This is a genomic window from Hyphomonas jannaschiana VP2 (assembly GCF_000685215.1).
Classification (GTDB): Bacteria; Pseudomonadota; Alphaproteobacteria; order Caulobacterales; family Hyphomonadaceae; genus Hyphomonas; species Hyphomonas jannaschiana.
In genome coordinates, this window is record NZ_ARYJ01000007.1 from 14,366 (window position 1) to 38,509 (window position 24,144).

19 protein-coding genes are annotated in these 24,144 nt (G+C 60.3%); 13 read left to right on the plus strand and 6 right to left on the minus strand.

What is annotated here, in order from left to right; all coding sequences use genetic code 11:
• Positions 1-20 precede the first annotated feature (20 nt).
• From HJA_RS11640 to katG, 13 genes are all read left to right on the plus strand, one after another.
• Positions 21-1,010 (plus strand): threonine ammonia-lyase, encoded by a 990-nt coding sequence (locus HJA_RS11640; protein WP_035582439.1) that lies wholly within the window; start codon positions 21-23, stop codon positions 1,008-1,010.
• A 234-nt stretch (positions 1,011-1,244) separates the two neighbouring features.
• Positions 1,245-2,135 carry a Flp pilus assembly protein CpaB gene (gene cpaB, locus HJA_RS11645; RefSeq protein WP_035582441.1) on the plus strand — a complete coding sequence of 297 codons (891 nt, stop codon included), beginning with the start codon at positions 1,245-1,247 and terminating at the stop codon, positions 2,133-2,135.
• Positions 2,135-3,427 (plus strand): type II and III secretion system protein family protein, encoded by a 1,293-nt coding sequence (locus HJA_RS11650; protein ID WP_051597618.1) that lies wholly within the window; start codon positions 2,135-2,137, stop codon positions 3,425-3,427. The genes cpaB and HJA_RS11650 overlap by 1 nt, the downstream gene beginning before the upstream one ends.
• A gap of 19 nt (positions 3,428-3,446) precedes the next feature.
• The gene (locus tag HJA_RS11655; RefSeq protein ID WP_155839945.1) at positions 3,447-3,716 is read left to right on the plus strand and encodes a hypothetical protein; all 270 of its coding nucleotides are present in this window, start codon (positions 3,447-3,449) and stop codon (positions 3,714-3,716) included.
• Positions 3,716-4,912 carry a CpaE/TadZ family protein gene (locus tag HJA_RS11660; protein ID WP_035582445.1) on the plus strand — a complete coding sequence of 399 codons (1,197 nt, stop codon included), beginning with the start codon at positions 3,716-3,718 and terminating at the stop codon, positions 4,910-4,912. The genes HJA_RS11655 and HJA_RS11660 overlap by 1 nt, the downstream gene beginning before the upstream one ends.
• The gene (locus HJA_RS11665) at positions 4,909-6,291 is read left to right on the plus strand and encodes a TadA family conjugal transfer-associated ATPase (RefSeq protein WP_035582447.1); all 1,383 of its coding nucleotides are present in this window, start codon (positions 4,909-4,911) and stop codon (positions 6,289-6,291) included. Before HJA_RS11660 ends, HJA_RS11665 begins: the two co-directional genes overlap by 4 nt.
• 9 nt (positions 6,292-6,300) lie before the next feature.
• Positions 6,301-7,284 carry a type II secretion system F family protein gene (locus HJA_RS11670; protein WP_241764350.1) on the plus strand — a complete coding sequence of 328 codons (984 nt, stop codon included), beginning with the start codon at positions 6,301-6,303 and terminating at the stop codon, positions 7,282-7,284.
• Between the two features lie 191 nt (positions 7,285-7,475).
• Positions 7,476-8,225: a type II secretion system F family protein gene (locus tag HJA_RS11675; RefSeq protein ID WP_206741717.1), complete on the plus strand. Its 750-nt coding sequence runs from the start codon at positions 7,476-7,478 to the stop codon at positions 8,223-8,225.
• A gap of 45 nt (positions 8,226-8,270) precedes the next feature.
• Positions 8,271-9,230: an acetyl-CoA carboxylase carboxyltransferase subunit alpha gene (locus tag HJA_RS11680; RefSeq protein WP_035582451.1), complete on the plus strand. Its 960-nt coding sequence runs from the start codon at positions 8,271-8,273 to the stop codon at positions 9,228-9,230.
• 64 nt (positions 9,231-9,294) lie between these two features.
• Entirely contained in the window at positions 9,295-11,046 is a 1,752-nt protein-coding gene (locus HJA_RS11685; protein WP_035582453.1) for an amidohydrolase, read from the plus strand.
• 2 nt (positions 11,047-11,048) lie between these two features.
• On the plus strand, positions 11,049-11,984 hold the full coding sequence (thiL, locus tag HJA_RS11690) for a thiamine-phosphate kinase (RefSeq protein ID WP_035582455.1): 936 nt from the start codon (positions 11,049-11,051) through the stop codon (positions 11,982-11,984).
• 144 nt (positions 11,985-12,128) lie between these two features.
• The gene (locus tag HJA_RS11695; protein ID WP_035582457.1) at positions 12,129-14,282 is read left to right on the plus strand and encodes a sodium-translocating pyrophosphatase; all 2,154 of its coding nucleotides are present in this window, start codon (positions 12,129-12,131) and stop codon (positions 14,280-14,282) included.
• A gap of 263 nt (positions 14,283-14,545) precedes the next feature.
• The gene (gene katG, locus HJA_RS11700) at positions 14,546-16,717 is read left to right on the plus strand and encodes a catalase/peroxidase HPI (protein ID WP_035582459.1); all 2,172 of its coding nucleotides are present in this window, start codon (positions 14,546-14,548) and stop codon (positions 16,715-16,717) included.
• Between the two features lie 54 nt (positions 16,718-16,771).
• Here katG and rsmA read toward each other — a convergent pair whose 3' ends face one another.
• The 6 genes from rsmA to plsY form a co-directional block, all read right to left on the minus strand.
• Positions 16,772-17,608 (minus strand): 16S rRNA (adenine(1518)-N(6)/adenine(1519)-N(6))-dimethyltransferase RsmA, encoded by an 837-nt coding sequence (gene rsmA / locus HJA_RS11705; RefSeq protein WP_035582460.1) that lies wholly within the window; start codon positions 17,606-17,608, stop codon positions 16,772-16,774.
• The gene (gene pdxA / locus HJA_RS11710) at positions 17,605-18,600 is read right to left on the minus strand and encodes a 4-hydroxythreonine-4-phosphate dehydrogenase PdxA (protein ID WP_035582462.1); all 996 of its coding nucleotides are present in this window, start codon (positions 18,598-18,600) and stop codon (positions 17,605-17,607) included. Before pdxA ends, rsmA begins: the two co-directional genes overlap by 4 nt.
• Positions 18,601-18,650: 50 nt before the next feature.
• Positions 18,651-19,898, minus strand: coding sequence for a SurA N-terminal domain-containing protein (locus tag HJA_RS11715; RefSeq protein ID WP_035582465.1), 1,248 nt, complete (start codon positions 19,896-19,898; stop codon positions 18,651-18,653).
• A 151-nt stretch (positions 19,899-20,049) separates the two neighbouring features.
• Positions 20,050-22,236: an LPS-assembly protein LptD gene (locus HJA_RS11720; RefSeq protein ID WP_035582468.1), complete on the minus strand. Its 2,187-nt coding sequence runs from the start codon at positions 22,234-22,236 to the stop codon at positions 20,050-20,052.
• 167 nt (positions 22,237-22,403) lie between these two features.
• On the minus strand, positions 22,404-23,501 hold the full coding sequence (dprA, locus tag HJA_RS11725) for a DNA-processing protein DprA (RefSeq protein ID WP_035582470.1): 1,098 nt from the start codon (positions 23,499-23,501) through the stop codon (positions 22,404-22,406).
• Positions 23,498-24,130 (minus strand): glycerol-3-phosphate 1-O-acyltransferase PlsY, encoded by a 633-nt coding sequence (plsY, locus tag HJA_RS11730; protein WP_035582472.1) that lies wholly within the window; start codon positions 24,128-24,130, stop codon positions 23,498-23,500. The genes dprA and plsY overlap by 4 nt, the downstream gene beginning before the upstream one ends.
• Positions 24,131-24,144 lie beyond the last annotated feature (14 nt).

The following is a 24,144-nucleotide window of genomic DNA, read 5'->3' on the forward strand; positions in this document are numbered from 1 at the left end:
ATGGCGCGCTATGGAGCGCCATGGCTTTCGATTCCCTTCCGACGCATTCAGATGTCCTCGCCGCCGCAGCGCGGCTGACCGATCTTGTCCGAAAAACGCCTGTGCTTCAGCATGATGTGCTTGATGCTATGTCAGGCGCCCGCCTCTTCGTGAAGGCGGAATGCCTGCAGGAAACCGGCAGCTTCAAGATCCGCGGCGCGACGAACCGCCTGTTGCAGATTCCGGAAGCGCAGCGCCCGGCGGGTGTCGTGGCGTTCTCTTCCGGCAATCACGCGCAGGGCGTTGCACGGGCAGCGCGCCTGCTGGGCATGCCGGCCCTCATCGTCATGCCGTCTGATGCGCCCGCGGTGAAAGTCGAAGGTGTGCGGGCGGATGGTGGAGAAATCCGCTTCTACGACCGCAATACGGAAAGCCGGGAAGTCATCGCCCAACAGATTGCGGCGGAGCGCGGCGCCATTGTTGTGCCAAGTTTCGACGACCCGCACATCATTTGCGGGCAGGGCACGGCAGGCCTGGAGTTTGCAGCTCAGATGGAAGAGGCGGGCGAACGGCTCGATTATCTGATCACGCCGGCTGGCGGGGGCGGTCTTGCCTCCGGCATTGCCCTGGCGCTGGAAGGTGTCTCTTCCGGCACGCGTGTCTGGGTGGCCGAACCGGAAGGGCATGACGACTGGAGACGGTCCCTCGCCAGCGGACGTATCGAGGCAAATGCCCCTGGAACGCGGTCCATCTGCGATGCGATCCTCACTCCGGCACCGGGTGAACTGACTTTCGCGATCGGCAAACGCCTGTTCGGCGGGGGCGTACCCGTTACCGATGCACAAGTGAAAGATGCAATGCGGGCGGCGTTCCGCTATCTCCGGATTGTCGCAGAGCCGGGCGGCGCGGCTGCACTGGCGGGCGCATTGTCATGCCTGCCGGAAACCATGAAGGGCAAGACGGTCGGTATCGTGGTCAGTGGCGGGAATGTGGATGCGGGCGACTATGCGGGCGTGCTGTCTGAAGCCTGAGGTGCGCATAACATTCCCCAACGGATGGAATGGGCGCGCACCTTCTGCCTGATTTCATCGCTCTGAAAAATTCAGACTTATGGTTTGCGGCAGGTTAATTCACCTTGCTTCTTGGTTAATGCGCCGTTCCGGCACATTTCGAGATTTATCTGCACGTCTTCAAGAGACCTTACCGTCTACGTCCTAACCATGACAGTCGGAGCATTCGCGCCGGCCTGGCGCAGTGAGGGAGCGATGAAGACAACACCCTTAATCAGTCTCGGGCTTTCGGTTGTCCTGGGCGCAGGAGCCGTCCTGCTGGGACGTTACTATATGTCTGATGAACGCACGCGGGCAGACGCCGAAACGAACGTGCCGGCCGTCACCACGGCAGGCGTTATGGTTGCCGCACGGACAATTGAAACCGGAGAGCTGCTTGAGCCCTCCATGCTGAAGCGTGTGGACTGGCCGACGGATATTGTTCCGGCCGGCACTCTGTTTGCCGGAGATGACCTGCCGGAGAAGGCTTATTCCCGCGGACTGATCGTCGAAGGCGAGCCGGTAAATGTCAGCAAGCTGGACCTCAGCGGCGCGACCCTGACCCTGGCAGGCGCTATCAAGCCGGGCATGCGCGCCGTTTCCATCGTTGTGCGGAATGATACCGGCGTTTCCGGCTTCGTGCTGCCAGGTGACCGCGTAGACGTCAACGAGTTCATTCCGCGTGAGGGGCAGGGGAGCTCCTATGCGCGCGGTAATGAAGACATGCGTATTTCCGGTGATCTGATCGCGCGCCCGGTTCTGAAAAATGTTTCGGTGCTTGCAGTCGACCAGATTTTCGAACCAAACCTTGAAGGTGCGATGCCGTCCAATACTGTCACACTGGAAGTGACGCCGGAAGGTTCTCTGGCGCTTGGCGCAGCAAGCCAGCGCGGCGCCCTAGGCCTCGCTCTGATCGGGCGGGATGAGGAGGCGGAGCTGATCGTCGCGGCGCAGGAGCAGGTGAAGAAGCCTGCGGTTATCCGCACGCCGGTCGTACGCCGAAATTCCCCCTCGACCGCACAGGTGCGGGTCATCAACGGTAATCAGGAGACGGAGGTTACCGCGCCTGTCAGCCCGGGCAATCCTCCGAAGAAGGTAACGGACTGATGGGACATTTCTACCGTATCGTTCTGGCCTGTTGTCTGGCCATGATGTTCGCCACTGTGCCGGCTGCGGCATGGACCCAGCGGACGGCGGCGCCAAATGACGAAATGCTGGTCGTCGAAAAGGGCCGTTCTGCCGTTGTGGAAGCGAATGCACCATTCACGACACTGGTTGTCGCCGATCCGGACATTGCCGAAGCCATGGCGACGTCGAACCAGTCTTTCTTCCTGCGTGGCAAGCAGCCGGGGGCAACCACCGTTCTGATCTATGGTGCCAGCGGCCAGATCGCAGAACTGATCAATGTGGAGGTGGAGATCGGACTCGATGAATTGCGGACCGATCTGTCCAATCTTCTGCCCGGAGAGGACATTCAGGTCTATCCGGTGCATGACGGCATTTTCCTGGACGGGAAACTGACGACTGCGGCGGCGGCAGAGATGGCGCTGCAGGTGGCGGAACGCTACGTGCCGGGCGGCGTGGCTAATGGCCTGTCTATCGGCCAGAGCCAGCAGGTGCTGCTTGAAGTGCGCTTCCTGGAGGCAAGCCGCAATGCGGTGAAGGAAATCGGTTTCGGAAACGCCATCAACGCAAATGATTTCGTTTCAACGACAGAATCCGGCACCGTCTCCGGGCTGGCCGAGAAAACCGTCGCCCTGTTCACCAATGTCGGAAACGAGAATATCGACATTCGCCTCCGCGCGCTGGAGGAAAAAGGCATTGTCCGTACGCTGGCTGAACCGAACCTTGTGGCCTTGTCCGGTGACACGGCCAGCTTCCTGGCAGGCGGCGAATTCCCGATCCCTGTGGCGGCCCGTAATGGTGAAATCACGGTTGAGTTCAAGAAATTCGGTGTCGGGTTGGATTTTACCCCGACCGTGCTGGGTGATGGCCTTGTCAATCTGCGCGTTCGCCCGGAAGTGTCGGCTCTGGACCGCAACAACGGAATCCGGGCGGCCAATATCGAGATCCCCGGCATTTCCGTCCGCCGGGCCGATACGACGATCGAGCTTCGCGACGGACAGGCATTCGCCGTGGCTGGCCTGCTCCAGAATGACTATTCGAACGATGTTCGGCAGACGCCGTGGCTGAGCAATGTGCCGGTTCTGGGCGCGCTGTTCTCTTCCAAGCGCTACCAGCGCAATGAAAGCGAACTGGTGATCATTGTAACACCCCGGCTGGTGCAGCCTGCGCCTCATCCGGACATGCTGGCATCACCGCTGGATGCATTCGCTGAACCGTCTGAGTCGGAATTCTTCCTGATGGACAAGACGGCGATCCCGCCACGTGGCTACTGAGATGATGGGACTGACAAAAATGAAAAAGTTCAGAAATGCTTTTCCGATCATGTTGCTTGGCGTCCTGCCAGCCTGTGCATCGCATGATTATCAGGACCAGTTTCTGCTGGGCGGCGCCAGTACAGCCAATATCGCAGAACAGTCCATCCGTGATGTGACGGTTCCAAATTCCGAGGCAAACCAGTCTGCATCCGGCGTTCGTGCGGCGAATGCCGTTCGCGCGCTAAATGAGGGCAAGCGCAAGGAACTGAAACCGTCCGGTCTCAATGGAAGCGGGGAGACTTCGTGATGACCCAACCGGCCCCGGCAAATACCCCCCGGTCCGGATCGGACCGTATTATCCCGCACCTTGCGGCACTGGTCAGCGACGAAAGGCTCGGCGCCCTTCAGCCGCATTGCGTGGAGCTGGCGGATCTCAGCCAGCTGTCAGCTTCGGAAGCTGCGATGAAATTTGGCGGCGGAATCATGCTTCTGGAACAGGGGCTGCCCGGCTGGGACGAACTGCTGCTGAAGCTGGCTGTTGATCGGCCGTCGACGGCCGTGATCGTGCTGTCAGACCAGATCCCCGGCAGCATGGTGCGCGCGCTGATGAAGCTTGATGCGTCCGATGTCCTGCCTATTTCGTCGAATCCCGCGGATATTATCGATGCAGCGGAAAAGCTTCGCGACACATCGACCGGCGGTGTCGGCGGCTCCAGCGTGTGCTGGGCGTTCCGGGGTGCGGTCGGCGGTGCGGGTGTCACCACGATTGCCATTGAGAGTGCCTTTGAGCTGGCGCGGCGCTTCGGGCCGGGACGTGTTTGCCTCGTGGATCTGAATGTCGCGGACGGTATGACGACTTCTTTCCTGGAAGCTGTGCCGAAACTCGACCTGTCGGCGCTGGCGGCCGCGCCGGAGCGTCTTGATCCGAGACTGCTTGCGGCCTGGTGCTACCAGCACGAAAGCGGTGTCTCGATCATCGCGGCGCCCCGCAACCCGGATGGGGACGAGCTGGCGACAGAACCGGCGATCCTGCGTCTGCTGGATGTCGCGTGCGGCATGTTCGAGTTCACCATTGTCGATATGCCGCGGCATATGATGCCCTGGACCAAGTCTGTACTGAGCGCTGTGGATGAAGCCATTGTTATCAGTGAGCTGACCGTGCCCAGTCTTCATGCTGCAGCAGATATGGCGCGTGAAGTCGATGTGCTCCGTCACGACCGTGTGCCAGCGAAACTTGTTCTGAACCGCATGTTCCAGAAAAAGCGCCTGCGTGCCGAGTTTGCCTTGGACAAGGCAGAGGGCGCCATCGACCGGAAGATCGATTCCACGATCACGTCGGATTGGGACGCAGCACGGACGGCCGTCAATCTCGGACGTCCGATTGCGGAGGTCGTCCAGAAAAGCCCGCTTGTCTCTGACATCGGTCAATTGGTTCAGATGATGCTGCCGGCAGAGGCTCAGGCCGCTGCGCCAGCAGAAGGTAAGCGGAGGCGCCGCGGATGAGCCGTTTCGGATTCTCGACCCCGCCAGCCCCTCCGCCGGAAGCTGAAGCCAAGCCGTCCACGCCTGTTCCGCCGCCAACACCGCCGCGTGCCAAAGCGGAAACCGGTGGCTTCGATCAGTTGGACGCGAAGCTTAAAATCCATGCCAAGCTGATCGACGAGCTGGACCTGTCCAAGCTTGAGAAGCTGGACGACGAGACTCTGCGCCGCCGCGTGCGGAGCATTATCGCCGATATTATCCGCAAGGAAGAAATGGCCTTGTCGGCTGCGGAGGAAGCGAGCTTCGCGGATGCCGTGATGGACGAGATGACGGGCCTTGGGCCGATCGAACCACTGCTCAAGGATGACTCCATTGCAGACATCCTGATCAATGGCTGTGATCAGGTCTATGTGGAACGCCACGGCAAGCTGCAGGTGGCTCCCGTGCGCTTTGCGGACAATGACCACCTCCTGCGGATTGTTCAGCGGATCGTGTCGGCTGTGGGCCGCCGTGTGGATGAAAGCCAGCCGCTGGTGGATGCGCGCCTGTCCGATGGCAGCCGCGTCAACGCAGCCGTGATGCCGATTGCGATTGATGGGCCTCTGGTGTCGATCCGGAAATTCTCGAAATCACCGCTGACCATCGACAAGCTCGTGGAATTTGGAGCTATTCCACGCCCCGTGGCGGACTTCATCCTGGGTGCTGTGAAGTGCCGGGCTTCGACAGTGATTTCCGGCGGGACAGGCTCGGGCAAGACAACTCTGTTGAATGCATTGTCGTCCGCCATCAGCCCGGATGAGCGCCTGATCACGATTGAAGATGCTGCAGAGCTTCAGCTGCAGCAGCCGCACGTCGCCCGGATGGAGACCCGTCCGCCGAACATAGAAGGCAAGGGCGAAATCCGCCAGCGGGAACTGGTCAAGAACGCGCTGCGGATGCGTCCCGACCGGGTTATCCTGGGCGAGGTGCGCGGCGAGGAAGCCTTCGACATGCTTCAGGCCATGAATACCGGTCATGAAGGGTCCATGGCGACCATCCACGCAAACAATCCTCGCGATGCGCTCACCCGTCTGGAGCAGATGGTCATGATCGGCGGCATGAAAATCTCCGAACATGCCATCCGCGGGCAGATCGCGTCTGCTGTAAACTTCATCGTGCAGGCGTCACGCTTGTCGGATGGCTCCCGTCGGGTGATGTCCATTGCCGAGGTGACAGGCATGGAGGGATCTGTAGTGCAGTTGCAGGAAATCTTCCAGTTTGTCCGTACCGGCACAACGGATGAAGGCAAGGTGGAGGGGCACTTCGCGGCCACAGGCCTTCGCCCGAAATTCCTGGACGAGATGGAGCGCCGCGGTGTGCATATGCCGCCGGGTATGTTCGACCCGTCCACGCGCTTTTAGGAGAGAAACGTGTTCGGCCTGCCGGATCTTTCAGATGTCAGCCTGACATTCATGATCCCCATGATCATGGCTATCGGTGCCGTGTTCCTGGCGTTACAGGCGGTGATGAGTCTGTTCTCGACAGCGCAGACCCAGCGCATCGTGAACCAGCGGCTACAGTTCAAGGAACGTTTCGAAAGCACCAATGAGGCGATGATCGAGCTGCGCAAGAGTCGTGGCCTCGACGAGTTCGGCAATTTCGCCATGCCACTGCAATGGTTCAACCAGCTGGTTGTGCGCTCCGGACTGCCTTACCAGCCGGCCCGTTGGTTCGGCATGTCAGGCATCGGCGGCATGGTCATCGCATTTGCTTACATGAAATTGGTTGGAGGGTTCCTGACGGCGAGCGGTCTCGCTTTGGCAATTTTCGCGCTTGGGCCAATCATTGCCCTGAAGATGGTCGGCGCCAAGCGGATGAAGAAGCTGGCACAACAGCTGCCGGATGCCATGCAGATTGCCTGCCGCAGCCTGGAAGCTGGTCATCCGGTTGCGACGGCGATTGCGCTGGTTGCCCGGGAAATGCCCGATCCGATCGGTACCGAATTCGGCATGGCTGCAGATGAAGTCTCTTACGGCATGTCGCTGACCAATGCGGTTCAGCGTATGGCGGAGCGGGCAGGGGATCCGGACATCGAATTGTTTGCTGCAACTGTGCGCCTGCAGGAAAAAACCGGCGGGAACCTGACAGAACTATTGAAAGCGCTCGCGACCACGATCCGTGAACGTCAGACCATGCGCCTGAAAGTGCGCGCAGCGTCGTCCGAAGGGCGGACGTCAGCCATGATCCTGACAGCTGCGCCCTTCCTTGTGATGCTGGCCATTCATCTGCTGCGGCCGGAATTCTATGGCGATGTCATCGATACGCCGCTGATCCGCTATTCCTTCGCAGGCCTGTTCACCTGGATGTTCATCGGGAACATGGTCATGCGTAAAATGATCAACTTCAAAATGTGATGGGCAACATGTTTGGCGATCTTCCCCTCACAGACATCTGGCTCCCGATAGTCATGCTGGCGGTGGCTGTCGCTGTTGCTGTGCCGGGCGTCCTTTCTGTCTGGCGTAACGCCAAGGCGAAGGAAGAGGTCGAGCGCCGTCTGGAGCGGCGCGGGACCCAGTTCATGGAACCGCACAAACATGTCAGTCCGGTGGACAATCTGGTCCTGCAGGTGTCCAGTAAAGTGGCCCCGACGAATGAGGAAAAAGTCAGCGAGGTGCGCGCGCGTCTCGCGCTCGCAGGCCTGACGCATTCTAGCGCTGTGGGGCAGTATTATCTCGCTCGCCTGGTCTGTGTGATCCTGCCGCAGCTGGCGCTTCTCTTTATGTTGCCTTACCTCAGCAATTTTCAGTCGACCGTTCCTCTCTTCATCAGTGTTGGTCTGTTGATCGTAGGGCTGGTGGCGCCATCCTTCTACGTCGATCATCTGATTTCTGCCCGGCAAAGTCAGTGTTCCCTTGGGTTTCCCGACATGATGGATCTGATGGTCGCCTGTGTTGAAGCTGGCCTCAGCCTCGACGCATCGGTGCAGCGTGTGGGCGAGGAGTTGGAACTCCGCCATCCCATCATCGCCGGCCATATGAAAACCCTGTCTCTGGAGCTCAGGGCAGGTAAATCCCGCAAACAGGCCTGGCGGTCCTTTGCTGACAGGATGAACCTGGAAGAGGCCGGATCGCTTGCCACAATGCTGCGTCAGGCAGAGGAAATGGGGACGAGTCTGGGCGCAACTTTGCGCATTTTCTCTGCTGATATGCGTCAGCGGAGGATCCTCATGGCCGAAGAAAAAGCCATGGCACTGCCGGCGAAGCTGACATTGCCTTTGATTTTGTTCGTTTTTCCGGTCCTTCTGGGCGTCCTGATCCTGCCAGCCGTCGCGAAAATGCAAGGCGTGCTCTTCTGATCTCGGCACTAGGCGAGTCAGTCTGCGATTGCTAGTTTGCGCGCCATGAAAGTTTCATATCTCGAATTCGAAAAGCCGCTGGCGGAACTGGATTCCAAGATCGCCGAACTGGAAACGCTGTCGGGCCGCAAGGATGGCCCGTCGATTTCGGACGAGCTGACAAAGCTGAAGGCGAAATCCCAGAAGCTGCTTAAGGATACGTATTCCGATCTGAGCGCCTGGCAGAAGACGCAGGTGGCCCGCCATCCGGACCGGCCGCATTTTAGTGACTTCGTCGAGAATGTCTTTGAAGATTTCGAAGAACTGGCTGGCGACCGGGTCTATGGCAACGATGAGGCCGTGATCGGCGGTCTGGCGCGCTTCAAGGGGCGCCCTGTGGTCATTATGGGCCATGAGAAAGGCCGGACGACCGAAACGCGCTTGCGGCATAATTTCGGTATGGCCCACCCGGAAGGATACCGGAAGGCCGTGCGCCTCATGGATCTGGCAGAGAAGTTCAACCTGCCTGTGCTCAGCTTCCCGGACACGGCCGGGGCCTATCCGGGTAAGGGGGGGGAAGAGCGTGGACAGGCAGAAGCCATTGCGCGCGGCACGCAGCGTGGCCTGACGCTCGGCGTCCCCTTTGTGACGCTGATTATTGGTGAAGGCATGTCAGGCGGCGCCATCGGTATCGCGGCGGCCAACAAGGTTCTGATGATGGAGCATGCCATCTATTCGGTGATCTCGCCGGAAGGCTGCGCGTCCATTCTCTATCGCGATGCAGGCAAGGCGAAGGATGCAGCGGACGCGATGAAGATCACCGCGCCGGACCTGCTGCGGACCAAGGTCATTGACGAAGTTGTCAAAGAGCCCGTCGGAGGCGCCCATCGCGACCCGCAGCGGGCGATGGCCACAGCAGCCAAGGCGCTCGAAAAGTCGCTGAAGGAACTGGATGGCCTGTCGCCGGCGGAACTGCGCCGCCAGCGTGCGGAACGCTTCTACGCCATTGGCCGCGAAGGCCTCTGATCCCGCTTGCAATCGAGTACCGGGCACGCCACGCTTCTCTGACAAAGACAGGGAGGAGGGCTCCATGAAACGACTGATGCTGGCCGCAGCGATTGCGGTCTCGGCATGCGCCGCACCATCATCTCCAGATCCGGCAGCGGGTGAGGGCGTCGTTATCTACCCTGCAAAAGCGGTGGTCACGATGGCGGGTGAGGGCGATACCGCCGAGGCGGTTGCGGTATCTGGTGATCGCATCCTTTCCACGGGAACGCTGGCAGACTTGCGGGGTGCCTTGCCTGCGGCGGTGGTCGACACGGCATTTGAGGACAACGTGATCGTGCCGGGCCTGATCGACCCGCATGTGCACGTCGTGCTGGGCGCGCTGCAATACAATCTGCCCATCACGCCGCCCTGGCCGATGGCAACGCCTCACGGAATGAAAGCCGGCCTGCCGACACGGGAAGCGTTTCTTGCGGCCTTGTCCGGTATTGTTGCGGAGGCACAGCCAGACACGCCCGTCGTTGCGTATGGCTACCACAATCTGGTGCACGGTGATCTGACCAGAACGGACCTCGACATGATTGCGCCGGACCAGCCCCTGATCGTCTGGCACTATTCCTCTCATGATTTCTATCTGAACAGCGCCGCGATCGAAGCGGCGGGCTTTACGCCTGCGCTGGCGCAGTCCTTTCATGGTATTGATCTCGATGAAGCGGGGGAACTGACTGGCCGGATCTATGAAGATGCGGCGCTGCTAGTGATCCAGGCCTATGCGGGCGTGATCCTTGCGCCGGAGAATGTCACGGCAGGTTTCCACGGCTTCTCTTCCATGCTGCGCCAGGCCGGCGTCACGACCACGGCCGAGATGGCCTATGGCCTGTTCGGCTGGGAGATGGAGGACGCGAATATCCGCACCAATTGGGGGAGCGCACAGGCGGCGGGCTATCACCTCTATCTGGTGCCGGAATACCGCGCGCTGGAGCGGACATTCGGTGACGGGAAAGTCCAGGCGGTTCTCGATATGGTCAGCGGCGAGCGGCCAACCCCGGCGCCCGTATTACCAAGGGTAAAGTTCTTCACCGATGGCGCCTTCTACAGCCAGACAATGCGGCTTTCCCCGCCGGGCTATCTCTCCGGTCAATCGAAGGGATCTGAAGGCCTGTGGGTCGCCGGACCGGATGGAATTGTTCCGGCGATCCAGCCCTATTGGGACGCGGGACTCGGCGTGAATATCCATTCGAATGGCGACGCAGCCCAGGGCGCGACGCTGAAGGCGCTGGAGACACTTCGGGAAGGTGACGGCCCCAACAACAGCTTTGTCATTGAGCATGGCGGCCTGTTTTCACCGGAGCAGGTGGAACTGGCCGGGCGGCTGGATGCGCAGCTCTCCGCCGCAAGCCACTATGTCTTCTACATGGCGAACGAATATGCCGGGCCGTTGGGAGATGTACGGGCCAAGTGGATTTCTCCATTGGGCGCGCTGACGGTCGCAGGCGTCCCCGTAGCGGTGCATAGCGATGCGCCCCTGGCGCCGCCTTATCCGTTGCGGGCGGCAGGTGTCCATATGACCCGGGCGACACGCGAGGGCGGCGTGTATGAAGCTGAGATGGCGCTCAGCCCCTACGAGGCGCTTGAAGCGATTACGCTCGATGCAGCCCGTGTGCTCGGCCTGGAGGCGGAAATCGGCTCGATCGAGCCCGGCAAACGCGCGGATTTTACTATTCTCGGCGAGAACCCGCTGGACACTAAAGGGAAGGACTGGGACGCAATCCCGGTCTGGGGCGTGGTTCTGGATGGCGTAAAGCGGCCATTGGCGGAACAAGAGGTGTCTGACTAGGCGTGGGCGAACGTGACTGGATCTCCCGGTATTTCGCGCCGTTGGTAGCATCACCCGGGGCGGCGGCCTTGCGTGACGATGTGGCCGAACTCTCTACCCCGAGCGGACCTGTCATCGCGACGGTCGATGCACTGGTCGAGGGCGTGCACTTCTTTCCAGACGATCCAGTCGACACCATCGCGCGCAAGCTGGTCCGGGCGAATGTGTCGGACATCATCGCCAAAGGTGCCCGGCCGCTGGAGGCTTTGCTGACGCTTGGCTGGCCAGGCACCAGGCCGGAAGAGCAGCTTGCCCGGTTTGCGGCAGCTTTGGGGGATGAACTGTCCAGCTGGGGCATCCGGCTGATCGGCGGCGACACGACGGCCAGCCCGCAAGGCCTGTTCCTGTCCCTGACCTTGACCGGCCAGTCCGGCCCGGGCGGCGTGATCCGGCGCAGTGGGGCGCAGGCGGGTGACAGGCTTTGGGTGACCGGAGCGATCGGCGCAGCACTTCTTGGCTACAGGGCGCTCCGGGACGGGCGCGTGGATGACCCTCATGTCGCGGCCTACAGGGAGCCTCAGCTGGCGCCATTGGCCATTACCGGGCTGCTACGAGATTGCGCCACCGGATCAATGGATGTCTCCGACGGACTACTAGGGGATGCCCGCATGCTTGCGGAGGCGTCCGGCCTGTCGGTGACGGTCGATCTGGACGCCGTGCCTTATGCCGGTGGAGCCTCAACTCTTGAAGAGCGTCTCGCGCTCGCGTCCTGGGGCGACGACTATCAGGTTCTGTTTGCCGCACCTGAGTCGGTGACCTCCCGAATTCTGGCTTACGCTGGGGAAGAGGGCATCAAGGTCACACAAATAGGATCTTTTGCGTCTGGAGCCGGTCTGACAGCTTGTATGGATGGTGCGCGCGTTAACCTACCGGAAAGACTCGGCTTCGAGCATGGCTGAACCGGGTCTTGTCTGACTCGCTTCAAACGTGAGGCATCTTGCACCTGACGTCAGGGGGTGGCAGCAAAGTACCCATAATAAAGAAAGCTCAGGGAGAAACCGGGCAAAACCGGTTCGATTTGGCTAGGGAAGGAAACAAGGTTCATGTGGTATTATCTCGCTCTCGCAGCGGGCGTAATCTCGGTTTTGTACGGGTTTATTCAGGCTCGTTCGATCCAGTCCGCCCCCGCGGGTGACGCGCGAATGCGCGAAATCGCTGCGGCCATTCAGGAAGGCGCAAACGCCTATCTCGGCCGCCAGTATCGGACCATCGCCATTGTCGGCGTCGTGGTCGTTGTTTTGCTTGGCATTGCGTTCTGGAACTTGGTAGCGCCGCTCGGCTTTGTCATCGGTGCCGTGCTCTCCGGCGCAGCCGGTTTCATCGGCATGAAAGTCTCGGTGCAGGCCAATGTCCGCACGACGGAAGCCGCAAAATCCGGCCTCAATGCCGGACTTAAAATGGCGTTCAAGTCTGGCGCCATTACCGGCATGCTCGTTGTCGGCCTCGCTCTTCTTGGTATTGTTCTCTATTACGGCTTCCTGACCATGATCATGGGTCTCAGCCTGACTGAGGAAGACCAGAAGCGGGAAATCATCGATTCCCTTGTCGCACTTGGTTTCGGGGCTTCGCTCATTTCGATCTTCGCCCGTCTCGGCGGCGGCATCTTCACCAAAGGCGCAGACGTCGGCGGTGACATGGTCGGCAAGGTTGAAGCCGGTATTCCGGAAGATGACCCGCGTAACGCTGCGACGATTGCAGACAATGTGGGCGACAATGTCGGTGACTGTGCCGGCATGGCAGCCGACCTGTTCGAGACCTATGCCGTGACGCTGGTTGCGACCATGGTGCTCGGTGCGATCTATTTTGCGGATGCCAGCTATCTGGGAGACCTGATGCTGCTGCCGCTGGCCATTGGCGGTGTCTGCATCATCACGTCGATCATCGGCACATATTTCGTCAATCTCGGCCCGGGCAAGACCGACGTCATGGGCGCGCTCTACAAGGGCCTCATCGTTACAGGTGTCCTGTCGATCGGTGCCCTGGCACTCGTTATCAGCCAGGTACTGCCTGCGGGGTTCGGCCCGCTGGAAGGTGCGGCAGCCGCGCTTGGGCTTTCTGGTGAAATCACCGGGATGGACCTGTTCCTCTGCGGCCTGCTTGGCCTTGCTGTGACAGGCCTGATCGTTGTCATTACGGCATATTATACCGAGACAAAGTATCGTCCGGTACGGTCCGTGGCGAAGGCGTCGGAGTCCGGTCACGGCACGAACGTGATCCAGGGCCTCGCTGTCTCACTGGAGTCGACCGCGCTGCCGGCCCTGACGATCATCGCTGGCATCATCGCCACCTATAATCTGGCAGGCCTCTATGGTGTCGCGATTGCGACCACCACGATGCTGGCTCTGGCAGGCATGATCGTTGCGCTCGACGCATTCGGTCCGGTCACGGACAATGCGGGCGGCATTGCTGAAATGTCAGAGCTTCCCTCGGAAGTACGTGACACGACGGACGCCCTCGACGCAGTCGGGAACACGACCAAGGCTGTGACGAAGGGCTACGCAATCGGCTCCGCCGGTCTCGGCGCGCTCGTTCTGTTTGCGGCCTATTCGGAGGATCTGAAATATTTCTCGGCGAAAGCCGCGGATGGTTCTTTCTTCTCCGGCGTGGCGGTCGATTTCTCGATTGCCAATCCATACGTCGTGGTTGGCCTTCTGTTTGGCGGTCTTCTGCCGTTCCTCTTCGGCGGCATGTCGATGATGGCTGTGGGGCGTGCAGCCCAGGCCGTTGTTGAGGAAGTCCGGCGTCAGTTCCGCGAAATGCCGGGTATCATGAAAGGCGAGGTGAAGCCGGATTACGGTCGCGCCGTCGACCTTCTGACTCAGGCAGCCATCAAGGAAATGATCGTGCCGTCGCTCCTGCCGGTGCTGTCACCTGTGGTCCTGTTCGGCGTGATCCTTGCCATCGCTGGCAAGAGTGCTGCCTTCGCAGCCGTGGGCGCCATGCTTCTGGGCGTGATCGTCACCGGCCTGTTCGTCGCCATCTCGATGACATCGGGCGGCGGGGCATGGGACAACGCCAAGAAGTATATCGAAGACGGCAATCATGGCGGCAAGGGCTCTGAAGCCCACAAGGCTGCCGTGACGGGCGATACGGTGGGTGACCCCTACAAGGACACCGCCGGTCCGGCTGTGAACCCGATGATCAAGATCACGAATATCGTGGCGCTTCTGCTGCTGGCTGTCCTCGCCGGCATGTAGGGAAAATGAAATTTTCTTAGGAGGCCCCGGGGCGATAGCCTCGGGGCCTTTGTTTTGTTTGGGGAAAATAAGATATAGTCAAAAACTATAGCAACCCCTCAAGCAATCAATTGGTCCTATTCGTCTGGCAGGCGTAGAGTTATCGTGCGGTGATGAACCTCGCCGGCACCATTCCGGTGTCTGGCCGTCACCGAAGTTTTTGCGGTGTGCCTGGCATGCCTCGTTTCGGATCTGAAAAACGCTTAAGCGAAAGGGAGAATACTATGGATGGCAATGATATGGGCCGCGGCAAGTGCCCGGTAATGCACGGAAGCCTGACGACGACTGAAACCTCAGTCATGGCGTGGTGGCCACAAGCCCTGAATTTCGACATCCTGCATCAGCACGACAGCAAGGTTCAGCCCTATGGCAAGGATTTCAGCTACCGGGATGAGGTGAAGAAGCTCGACTTCGACCAGCTGCAGAAAGACATCCATGCACTTGTCACTGATAGCCAAGACTGGTGGCCGGCAGACTGGGGCAGCTATGCGGGCCTCTTCATTCGTCTCGCCTGGCACTCTGCCGGATCTTATCGCCTCGCCGATGGCCGCGGCGGCGGCGGCGCGGGCAATATCCGTTTTGCACCTCTGAACTCCTGGCCGGACAATGCCAACCTCGACAAGGCCCGCCGCCTTCTCTGGCCGATCAAGAAAAAATACGGAAACAAGATCAGTTGGGCAGACCTGATCCTGCTGGCCGGCAATGCCGCTTATGAAGTGGCCGGACTGAAGACATTTGGCTTCGGCTTTGGCCGTGAGGACATCTGGCATCCGGAAAAGGATACCTATTGGGGCTCTGAAAAGGAGTGGCTCACCGAAGATACGGATCGTTATCCCGACAAGGACGACCGGACCTCTCTGGAGAACCCGCTGTCTGCCGTCGTGATGGGCCTTATTTATGTGAATCCGGAAGGCGTGCACGGGAAGCCTGATCCGGCCCGGACCGCGGTGGACGTGCGCGAAACCTTCAAGCGCATGGCCATGAACGATGAAGAAACGGCGGCGCTGACTGCCGGTGGCCACACGATCGGCAAGGCGCACGGTAACGCCGATGCCTCGAAGCTTTCGCCGGAACCGGAAGCCGGTGCGATTGAAGCCATGGGCTTTGGCTGGCTCAATCCCAAAGGTAAAGGCTTTGGCCGCGATACGTTGACGGGCGGGCCGGAAGGTGCGTGGACGTCCGACCCGACGAAATGGGATGGCGGTTATTTCGAAATGCTGCTCGACCATGAGTGGGAAACGACCAAGAGCCCGGCAGGCGCCTGGCAGTGGAAGCCAGTCGACATCAAGGAAGAAGACATGCCGGCGGATGTGGAAGACCCATCCATCCGTACCATGCCAATGATGACCGATGCCGATATGGCGATGAAAGTCGACCCGATCTACCGGAGCTATATGGAGAAGTTCCGGAATGACCACCAATACTTCTCCGATGTCTTCGCCCGGGCATGGTTCAAGCTGACCCACCGCGATATGGGGCCGAAGGCTCGCTATATCGGTCCGTGGGTGCCGCAGGAGGATCTGATCTGGCAGGATCCGGTTCCGGTCGGCTCCACCGGCTATGATGTCGATGCGGTCAAAAAGAAGATTGCCGATAGCGGCCTCAGCATCGGCGAAATGGTCTCGACCGCATGGGACAGCGCCCGCACCTATCGCGGGTCTGACATGCGCGGTGGTGCGAATGGTGCCCGCATTCGCCTTGCACCGCAGAAAGACTGGGCAGGCAATGAGCCTGCACGTCTTCAGAAAGTGCTGGGCGTGCTGGAGCCGATTGCTGCGTCGAGCGGTGCAAGCGTGGCGGACGTCATCGTCCTGGCCGGTAATGTGGGCGTTGAGCAGGCAGCGAAGGCGGCTGGTTTCAATGTCACCGTCCCGTTCACGCCAGGCCGCGGCGATGCGACCGACGAAATGACGGATGCGGAATCCTTTGAGACAATGGAGCCGCTCGTTGACGGCTACCGGAACTGGATCAAGGAGGCCTATGCTGTCAAACCGGAAGAGATCATGCTGGATCATACCCAGCTGCTGGGTCTCACGGCACCGGAAATGACGGTTCTTGTCGGCGGTATGCGCGTCATCGGTACGAACCATGGCGGGTCTGCCCATGGTGTGTTTACTGACAAGGTGGGCGCGCTGACGACGGACTTTTTCGTCAATCTGACGGACATGTCGAACACCTGGAACCCGACCAGCGAGGATGGAATCTACGAGATCCGCGATCGCAAGAGTGGCAAGACCAAGTGGACGGCTACCCGCCTCGACCTGGTCTTCGGTTCGAGCTCGATCCTGCGGGCCTATGCGGAAGTCTATGCCCAGGATGACAACAAGGAGAAGTTCGTGAAGGACTTCGTGTCTGCCTGGACCAAGGTCATGAACGCCGACCGGTTCGACGTCTAGAAAAGCACAATCACTTAAGCAGGCGGCGTTCCGGAAATACCGGGACGCCGTTTTCTATTTGGCCAGGGAGGTTGCCATCCGCTGGAACTCTTCCTGTGTCAGAGTCTCGGCGCGTGCTGTGGGGTCAATGCCGAGATCTTTCAGCCATTCATCCGCTTTCAGGCCATGTTTCTTGGCAAACGGCTTTAGCGCCGCGCGCAACATTTTCCTGCGCTGACCGAACGCAGCGCCGGCGACCTGCTCCAGCTTGTCGAGGTACGGAAAGCGTTCGCCTTCGGGGAGGGGGTCCAGAACCGCGACTGCGCTGTCGACTTTCGGTGGCGGCTTGAAAGCCCCGGGCGGCAGGGTGAAGGCAATGTGCGGCCGCGTCACCGCATGGGCCAGAACGGCAAGACGGCCATAATGTTCCGTTCCCGGATCGGCGCAGATACGCTGGGCAACCTCCTTCTGGAACATCAGCGCCATCTCTCCGCGCCAGGCGCCGGCTTTTAGCCAGTCGATCAGTAGCACTGTGCCGACATTGTAGGGCAGGTTCGCGATGATCATGGCGGGTGTGCCATCGCCGAGTTCGGTCAGGACTTTTTCCCATTTAACCTTGCGGGCATCCTTCTCGATGACCGTGAGGCGGCCGTCGCTCGCTTCAGGCCAGGCCTGCAAGGCTGAGGCAAATCGTGGGTCCGTTTCGACCGCGATCAGCTTTGCAGCGCCTTCTTTCAGGATGGCGCGCGTCAGGCCGCCGGGGCCGGGCCCCACTTCGATCACCGTGCGACCTTTCAGCGGTCCAGCAGCGGTGGCGGCGCGGTGAAGAATGCTGGGGTCGAACAGGAAGTGCTGGCCGAGCGCCTTGCGCGCCGGGGCCTGTGTCAGTTCGGGCTCATTCTGTTCGCTCATGCGGTTTTCCTGTTCTTCGCGACCATGGCCGCTGAGCGGATTGCTGCGATCAGGCTGTCCGGACGGGCGGTACCTGCCGCTGCCGCATCGTAACCTGTACCATGATCGGGACTCGTTCGGACGATCGGAAGACCGAGCGTCATGTTCACGCCGCCCCAGAAATCCAGCGTCTTGACCGGAATCAGGCCCTGGTCATGTGTCATCGCGATCACCGCATCATAGGCCCCTGACAAGGCTTCTGCGAACACGGTGTCCGCCGGCCGGGCATCCGAAATGTTGATGTTCCGGGAGCGGAGTGTGGCGGCAGCAGGATTGATGATGTCGATCTCTTCGCGCCCAATGGCTCCGCCTTCGCCGGCATGAGGGTTCAGTCCGGTAAAGGCAATTCGGGGCGCGGCTATGCCAAAGTCGGATTTCATCGCGCTGTGCACAATGGAGCCGAGTTCCACAAGGGCTTCCTGCGTCAGGCTCGCGGGCACGCTGGCCAGTGATTGGTGGATCGTTGCCAGGGCCACCTTCAGGCCACCGCCTGTGAGCATCATGACAGGCCGGATCGGTTCACCACCCTCCGGGCGGCAGAGTTCTGCAATGAATTCCGTATGACCCGGGTGCCGGAAACCGGCGCTGTAGAGCAGGGCCTTGTTGATCGGATTGGTGACGATACCGGACGCTTTTCCTTCCCGGACATGCGCGACGCCCATTTCGATGGCGGAGACAATAAATGGGGCGGAGGCTTCGTTTGGTTTGCCCGGCGTGATCTCTGGCACAGGCCCGACTGGCAGGACAGGCAGCGCGGCACTGAACACGGCTGCAGCGTCTTCGGGTGCAGCAATCTCCTGCACAGGACAGAGTTTTCGGTAAAGCTCCGGTGCGCCAATGACGTAGAACCGAAGCTCAGGGTCTGATTTCAAAGCCTGCCAGGCAACGGCGGTGATGGAGGGACCCACACCCGCCGGGTCGCCCATGGACAGGACGAGGGGAAGAGAAGACATTTGCTCGGTCACGCGCCGGATGTCGCGCCAAATGGAACGGCGTGCAAGCCTTATCGGTAGATAATCGTGGCGTCGCGGCGCAGGTTACGCAGCTCACGCTCGGAGATCATGTTGAGTTCACGCCCCTTGAGGCTGTTTTTGAGATCCTCGCGGGATGGAAGTGCTTCAGCGCCTTCTTCCCGTCGGCAGACATACATGGTGCCCAATCCGCCACTGACAGCAAAAATGTCTGTCGGCTTACCGATTTCGGCACTTTCGACGAGCGATTTGCCTTCAGGACCCAGCTCTTCGATGTTGATGTCTTCGAGCGGTTGCGCCCGGAGGCCCTGAGTCGTGTTGGCAACTGTCTGGACGTCGTCACACGATGTAATGCGCTCCATCGCGGCTTTCAGGTTTTCATCCGTGGCATCGCTGGTGATCAGGCGGATGAGATCGACCTTGGTGGTCGCTTCCGCCGGCTCCCGCTTGTTCTGGATGTAGAGAATGTACACGCCATTATCGACGGTGATCGGCTCCAGCAGGCCTGGGCCGGCAGCTGATTCGATGGCAGGCACCAGCTCAGGCGGAAGGTCGGAGGCCGAAACCCAGCCCATGTCGCCGCCGGTCGCTGCGGTGGGCGCGGAGGAGAGGCGCTGGGCAGCAATACGGAAGTCAGCGCCAGCTTTCAGCTGCTCCACAATGGAGCGGGCAGCTTCCTCGGCCTGGGTGCGGGTCTCTGGGTCTGGCGCGAACAGAAAGATCTCGGAAATGCGGTACTGCGTTTTCTTGGCGGCCAGCCGCAATTGTTCGATCTGGTCGTCGACCTGATTGTCGGAAATACGAATGCGCGACCCGTAGAGGCCGCTCATCACGCGGTTCCAGGCAAGTTCGGCACGCATCTGTTCTTCAAGACTGGAAGGATCGATTCCCGCCGCCAGAAGCTGGGATTTCAGGTCGGCGCCGGTCAGTCCAGATTGGGCAGCCATGCCTTCGACAGCGCCGTCAATCTCTTCCTTGCTGATCTCCAGCTCAAACTCGGACGCCTTTTCGAGCTGAAGGCGTTCATCAATCAACTGCTCCAGAGCCTGTCCGGTGATCTGCTGCACCTGTTCCGGGGAAGGTTGCTGTCCACCAAGGCTCAGCAACAGCATGCGGGCGCGGTCCCGGACGTCTGTAAACGAGATCGGCCGGTCGTTGACCACTGCTGCAATGGCTTCCAGAGTCAGGCTGCCATCATCTGCCGGGGCTTCCTGAGCACTCGCTTGTCCGGCGAAGGGAAGGGCCAGCATCATTGCGGCGACGGCGAGTTTGCGAACCATCAGAGGTCTCCAATTCATGCCTGCGATCCCGCAGGCAGGTATTCAACTTCGACCATACAAATCCTGATGCATGGCGCAACGCGGGCCCGCAGTCAGCCCTGATAACTTACGGATATTTAGGGTTCACGGCGATTTCGGGGCAGTGGCAGACTTAATCGAAATCGCTGGACCCGAATTGCCCAAGTGTTTTGAGAGAAAAGCGGATCTGAATGTTTTCTGACGGACCTTGTGTGCGATCCTGCAGTTCCGTGCGGCTATAGACCAGTTCGAGGCGTGAACAGTCGTCTTCATAGGCGATACCGAAATCCTTTCTGGCATTCCGGTCGTTCGCTATGTCACGCAGCTGGCCGTAGATGAAGGAGTAGCGTTCAGTGATCCGGAATTCGCCGGTCATGAAGAAACCTTCGTCTTCCTCCTGGTTCGGGTTCAGCCGTTCGCTGATCTTGTAATACTGGCCGGTTGCGCGCCATCTGGAAGACTGTGTGGACAGGCGGGTATCGATCCGGTTCAGTTCCAGTCCGTCTTGATCAAGCCGAACCCGCGTATCAATGCGCAAGGCCTTGCCGAAATCCGCTGTTGCCGCGGCCACCCAGTCCGATGTCGTGCCGTCGAGATTGGTGACTTTTTCAAAGCTCGGGTCTGGCCGGGACCGCCATCTCCGGCCGACAGTGGCAGACAGTTCCGGGCCGTCTTTCCAGACCGCCCGGGCCGTCAGCCCGGCAGAGATTTTCCCGTCACCTTCATAGAGGTCATAACCGGCAACCGTGTTGGCATCGAACAGGACGGTTTCATCCATTTCGAATAACAGGGCATCTTCATTCGGGATGATCGGATCATTCGAATTAGACGTGCCCCATGCGGCCATGACTTCCGGCTCAAGCATGATGTCGACCGTCTTACCCGGACGGATCATCGGATAGGCAATGCGTGTTCCGGCATTGCCGACCAGCCTCGAAGCGTTGTCATCTTCGATGCCTCTTTGATCGAGCTGATAGTAATCCCCGCGCAGTTCCGCGAAAGGCTCGAAAGTGAAGCCGCCGGGCAGAATCTTGTATGTCGACCAGTCTGCCCCAACGCTGACGCGCTGGCTGTCATCGCCGACATCGCGGCGCAGAATGGCGGTTGAGGCGTTCACGCTGGCAAAGCCGTAATCGCCGAGATCCCAGTATTTTTCGCTGAAGAGCAAGGGCGTGACGGTCGGCAGGCTGCCATCGGCATCGCTGCCGCGAAGCCCCTGAATTGAGAGAAGAGAAACGTCCGTGTAGTAAGAATCGCCTTGTCCCACGGCATATAGCTGGGACAGGAGCCGGCGTGGCTGGCTCTGATAGATCCCGCGTTTGTCACCTTGCCCGTCGATGTCGTAGCGGCGGTCATACAGGTCGTCGGTCTGGGTTTCGACGCCGAAGCCCCATTGCCATTCTTCTGTCAGCGCAAACCGGCCGCTGCCGTACAGATGGCCGCGCCACTTTTCTTCGCCGAATTTCTGACCGTCGCTATCGAAGTCTTTTTCCCGTGTGATGCTCGTGTTGATATTGATGGCACCCGAATAAAACCGCTTGCGGTAATCGAGTTCCAGCATCGGATTGACGTTTTCCGTGATGAGAGGTGCGATCGTCAGGTCTGAGGAGTCCGAGATCGCCCAGTAATAGGGTTGCTGGTAGAACGCGCCGAGCTTGGACGAAAAGCCAGCGGACGGGATCATCAGGCCGGAACGGCGATCAGACGTCGGATCCGGGTGCGCGAGGTAGGGGAAGTAGAACACGGGAATGCCCATGACTTCCAGAACCGCGTCGCGATAGGAAATCATCTGGGTTTCCTGGTCCAGCACGGCGCGGCGGGCCCGCAGAGACCAGGTCGGCGTCTGGCCCTTGGCTTCACAGATAGGACAGGCCGTATAGATGACCTGATCCATGGCGTTAATGCCGTCCGACTGGCGGATCGCTGAATTCGCCACAATGGTTGAGCCATCTGTCAGACGGGCGGAATAACCGATCGCATAACCATCCGACAGATTGGAGCCGACTTCGACTTCGTCGGAGAATTGCTGGGAGCCGTCTGTGTCGATGATAACGACATTTCCGGTCGCCCGAACGCGTTCTGTGGTCCGGTTGTAGACAAGCCGGTCTGCTCGCAGGATGCGCCCGTCATAGAGTGCTTCGACATTACCTTCCGCGACGATGGAATTTTCGTCGCGCAATTCGTAGACATAGTCGGCTTCAAGGACGACCTGTTCCGAATTGGCCGTTGTATCCGGCGCGCTGGTTTCCTGCGCAATTGCTCCGAATGACGGAGATGCGGCAAGGGCCAGGGCTGCAGCATAATGGTACCAATTGGCCAATTCGGGCTACCTCGGTTTTGCCCCGGCAGCGCCGGCTGCGGACTACGGAATTCTGTCTCGGTGACTGAGGCTTAGAGGCTGTCCCCGGCATCGTCCAGCCACGGAGCGCCGATGAGTGATTTTTCGGCACCTGTCCGGTGCAGCTTGGCCACACGTATGCCGCTTGATCAAAATGCCCTGGCGGCCAGTCCGCCCGGCAAAGTTTGGGCTTCTCCGGACAATTCAAGCTCCAGCAAGACGGCTGCGCACCGCGAAGCGGGCAGGCCGCTGGCGCGTGCAATTTCGTCGATTGGCATTGGGTGGGGCGACAGCGCTTCGAGCACCCGCTGCAGTTCCGAATCGCTCGGCTCCCCGGCATCCGGGTCGAATTCGAAGGGGCGAGGCGGCGGCGCGCAGACCTGACGCCGGTCCAGTGTCGCGAGAATATCCAGCACATCATCCGCGTGGCGAACGAGCGTTGCGCCCTGATGAAGCAGGCTGTTGGTCCCCGCCGCGCGTGCGTCCAGAGGAGATCCCGGTACAGCCATGACTTCGCGCCCCTGTTCGCCAGCGACCCGCGCCGAAATCAGCGATCCCGAGCGCTCCGCAGCCTCTACAACGACAACCCCAAGCGACATGCCGGTAATGATACGGTTACGGCGCGGAAAGTCCTGTGCCTTCGCCCGATACCCGAACGGGCTTTCGGACACGATCAGACCGGACGCGGCAATCTCGGCGTAGAGACGCTTGTGCTGCGGCGGATACACATGGTCGATGCCACCGCCCAGTACCGCGATCGTGCCTGTCTCAATGCTGGCCGCATGTGCCTCGCCGTCGATGCCCAGGGCCAGGCCAGACACGGTTGTGAACCCGTTTCGGCCAAGCTCTGCTGCCATGTCGCGAGCGATCTTGCGGCCGGCAGCTGAGGCGTTTCGCGCGCCAACAATTGCCACGGTTGGCCGGGATGCAAGGTCGGCCTGTCCCAGCAGGGTCAGGACAGGCGGTGGAGGCTCAAGGTCATTTAGAAGTGGCGGGTAGTCCGGCTCGGAACTCAGAACGAGGCGTGCCCCATACCGGCTGGCGGCCCCCAATTCCTGCTCGACCAGATCACGGTCCGGTGGCTTGAGTGCACGCGTCCTGCGAGAGCGGGCAGACAGTTCCGGAAGGGCGTCCAGCGCGGCACTGGCAGAACCAAAGCGGCGAATGAGCTGGAAAAAGCTGACCGGCCCGATCCCGTGGGTCCTGGCGAGGCGGATCCAGTCCAGCCTTTCACCGTCAGACATCATGCGTCTGGTTTCGCTTTTGAGCTTCCAAAGCGCGGTTCGGTGCCTTTCAGCAGGCGGCCGAGATTGGCGCGATGGGTCCAGAAGACGAATACCGACAAGGCCGCCAGACCGAGAAGAACAAACCAGTTGTGCGGCCGGTGCATCACTTCCTCAACCAGCCATGCCCCGGGGGCGACAAGGGCAGCGGCGGTCAGGGCGGCAAGGGAAGAAATCCGGGTGAGTGCGAAAATGCCAAACCACACAGGCGCGGCAACATAAAAAGCCGGTAGTGACACAAATGGCAGCAGGCCTGCGAAGGTCGCGACGCCTTTCCCGCCCTTGAAGCCGAGCCAGATCGGGTAACAATGGCCGATGAAAGCAGCCGCGCCGGCAACAAGGCCGAGCTCCGCGCCGCCCAGCAGACCAAAACCCAGCGCCACAAGACCGGCTTTCAGGCTATCGAGCAGCAGCGTTGCGAGTGCCAGATCCTTGCGGCCGGTTCGCAGGACATTGGTCGCGCCGATATTGCCGGAGCCGACCTGACGGATGTCTCCCAGACCGGCTGCCCGCGTCAGCAGAAGCCCGAAAGGGATCGACCCGGCGAGGTAGCCGACCACAGCGGCAAGCGGAAAGACAAGATATGCGGCCATGCGCAGCTCCCGAA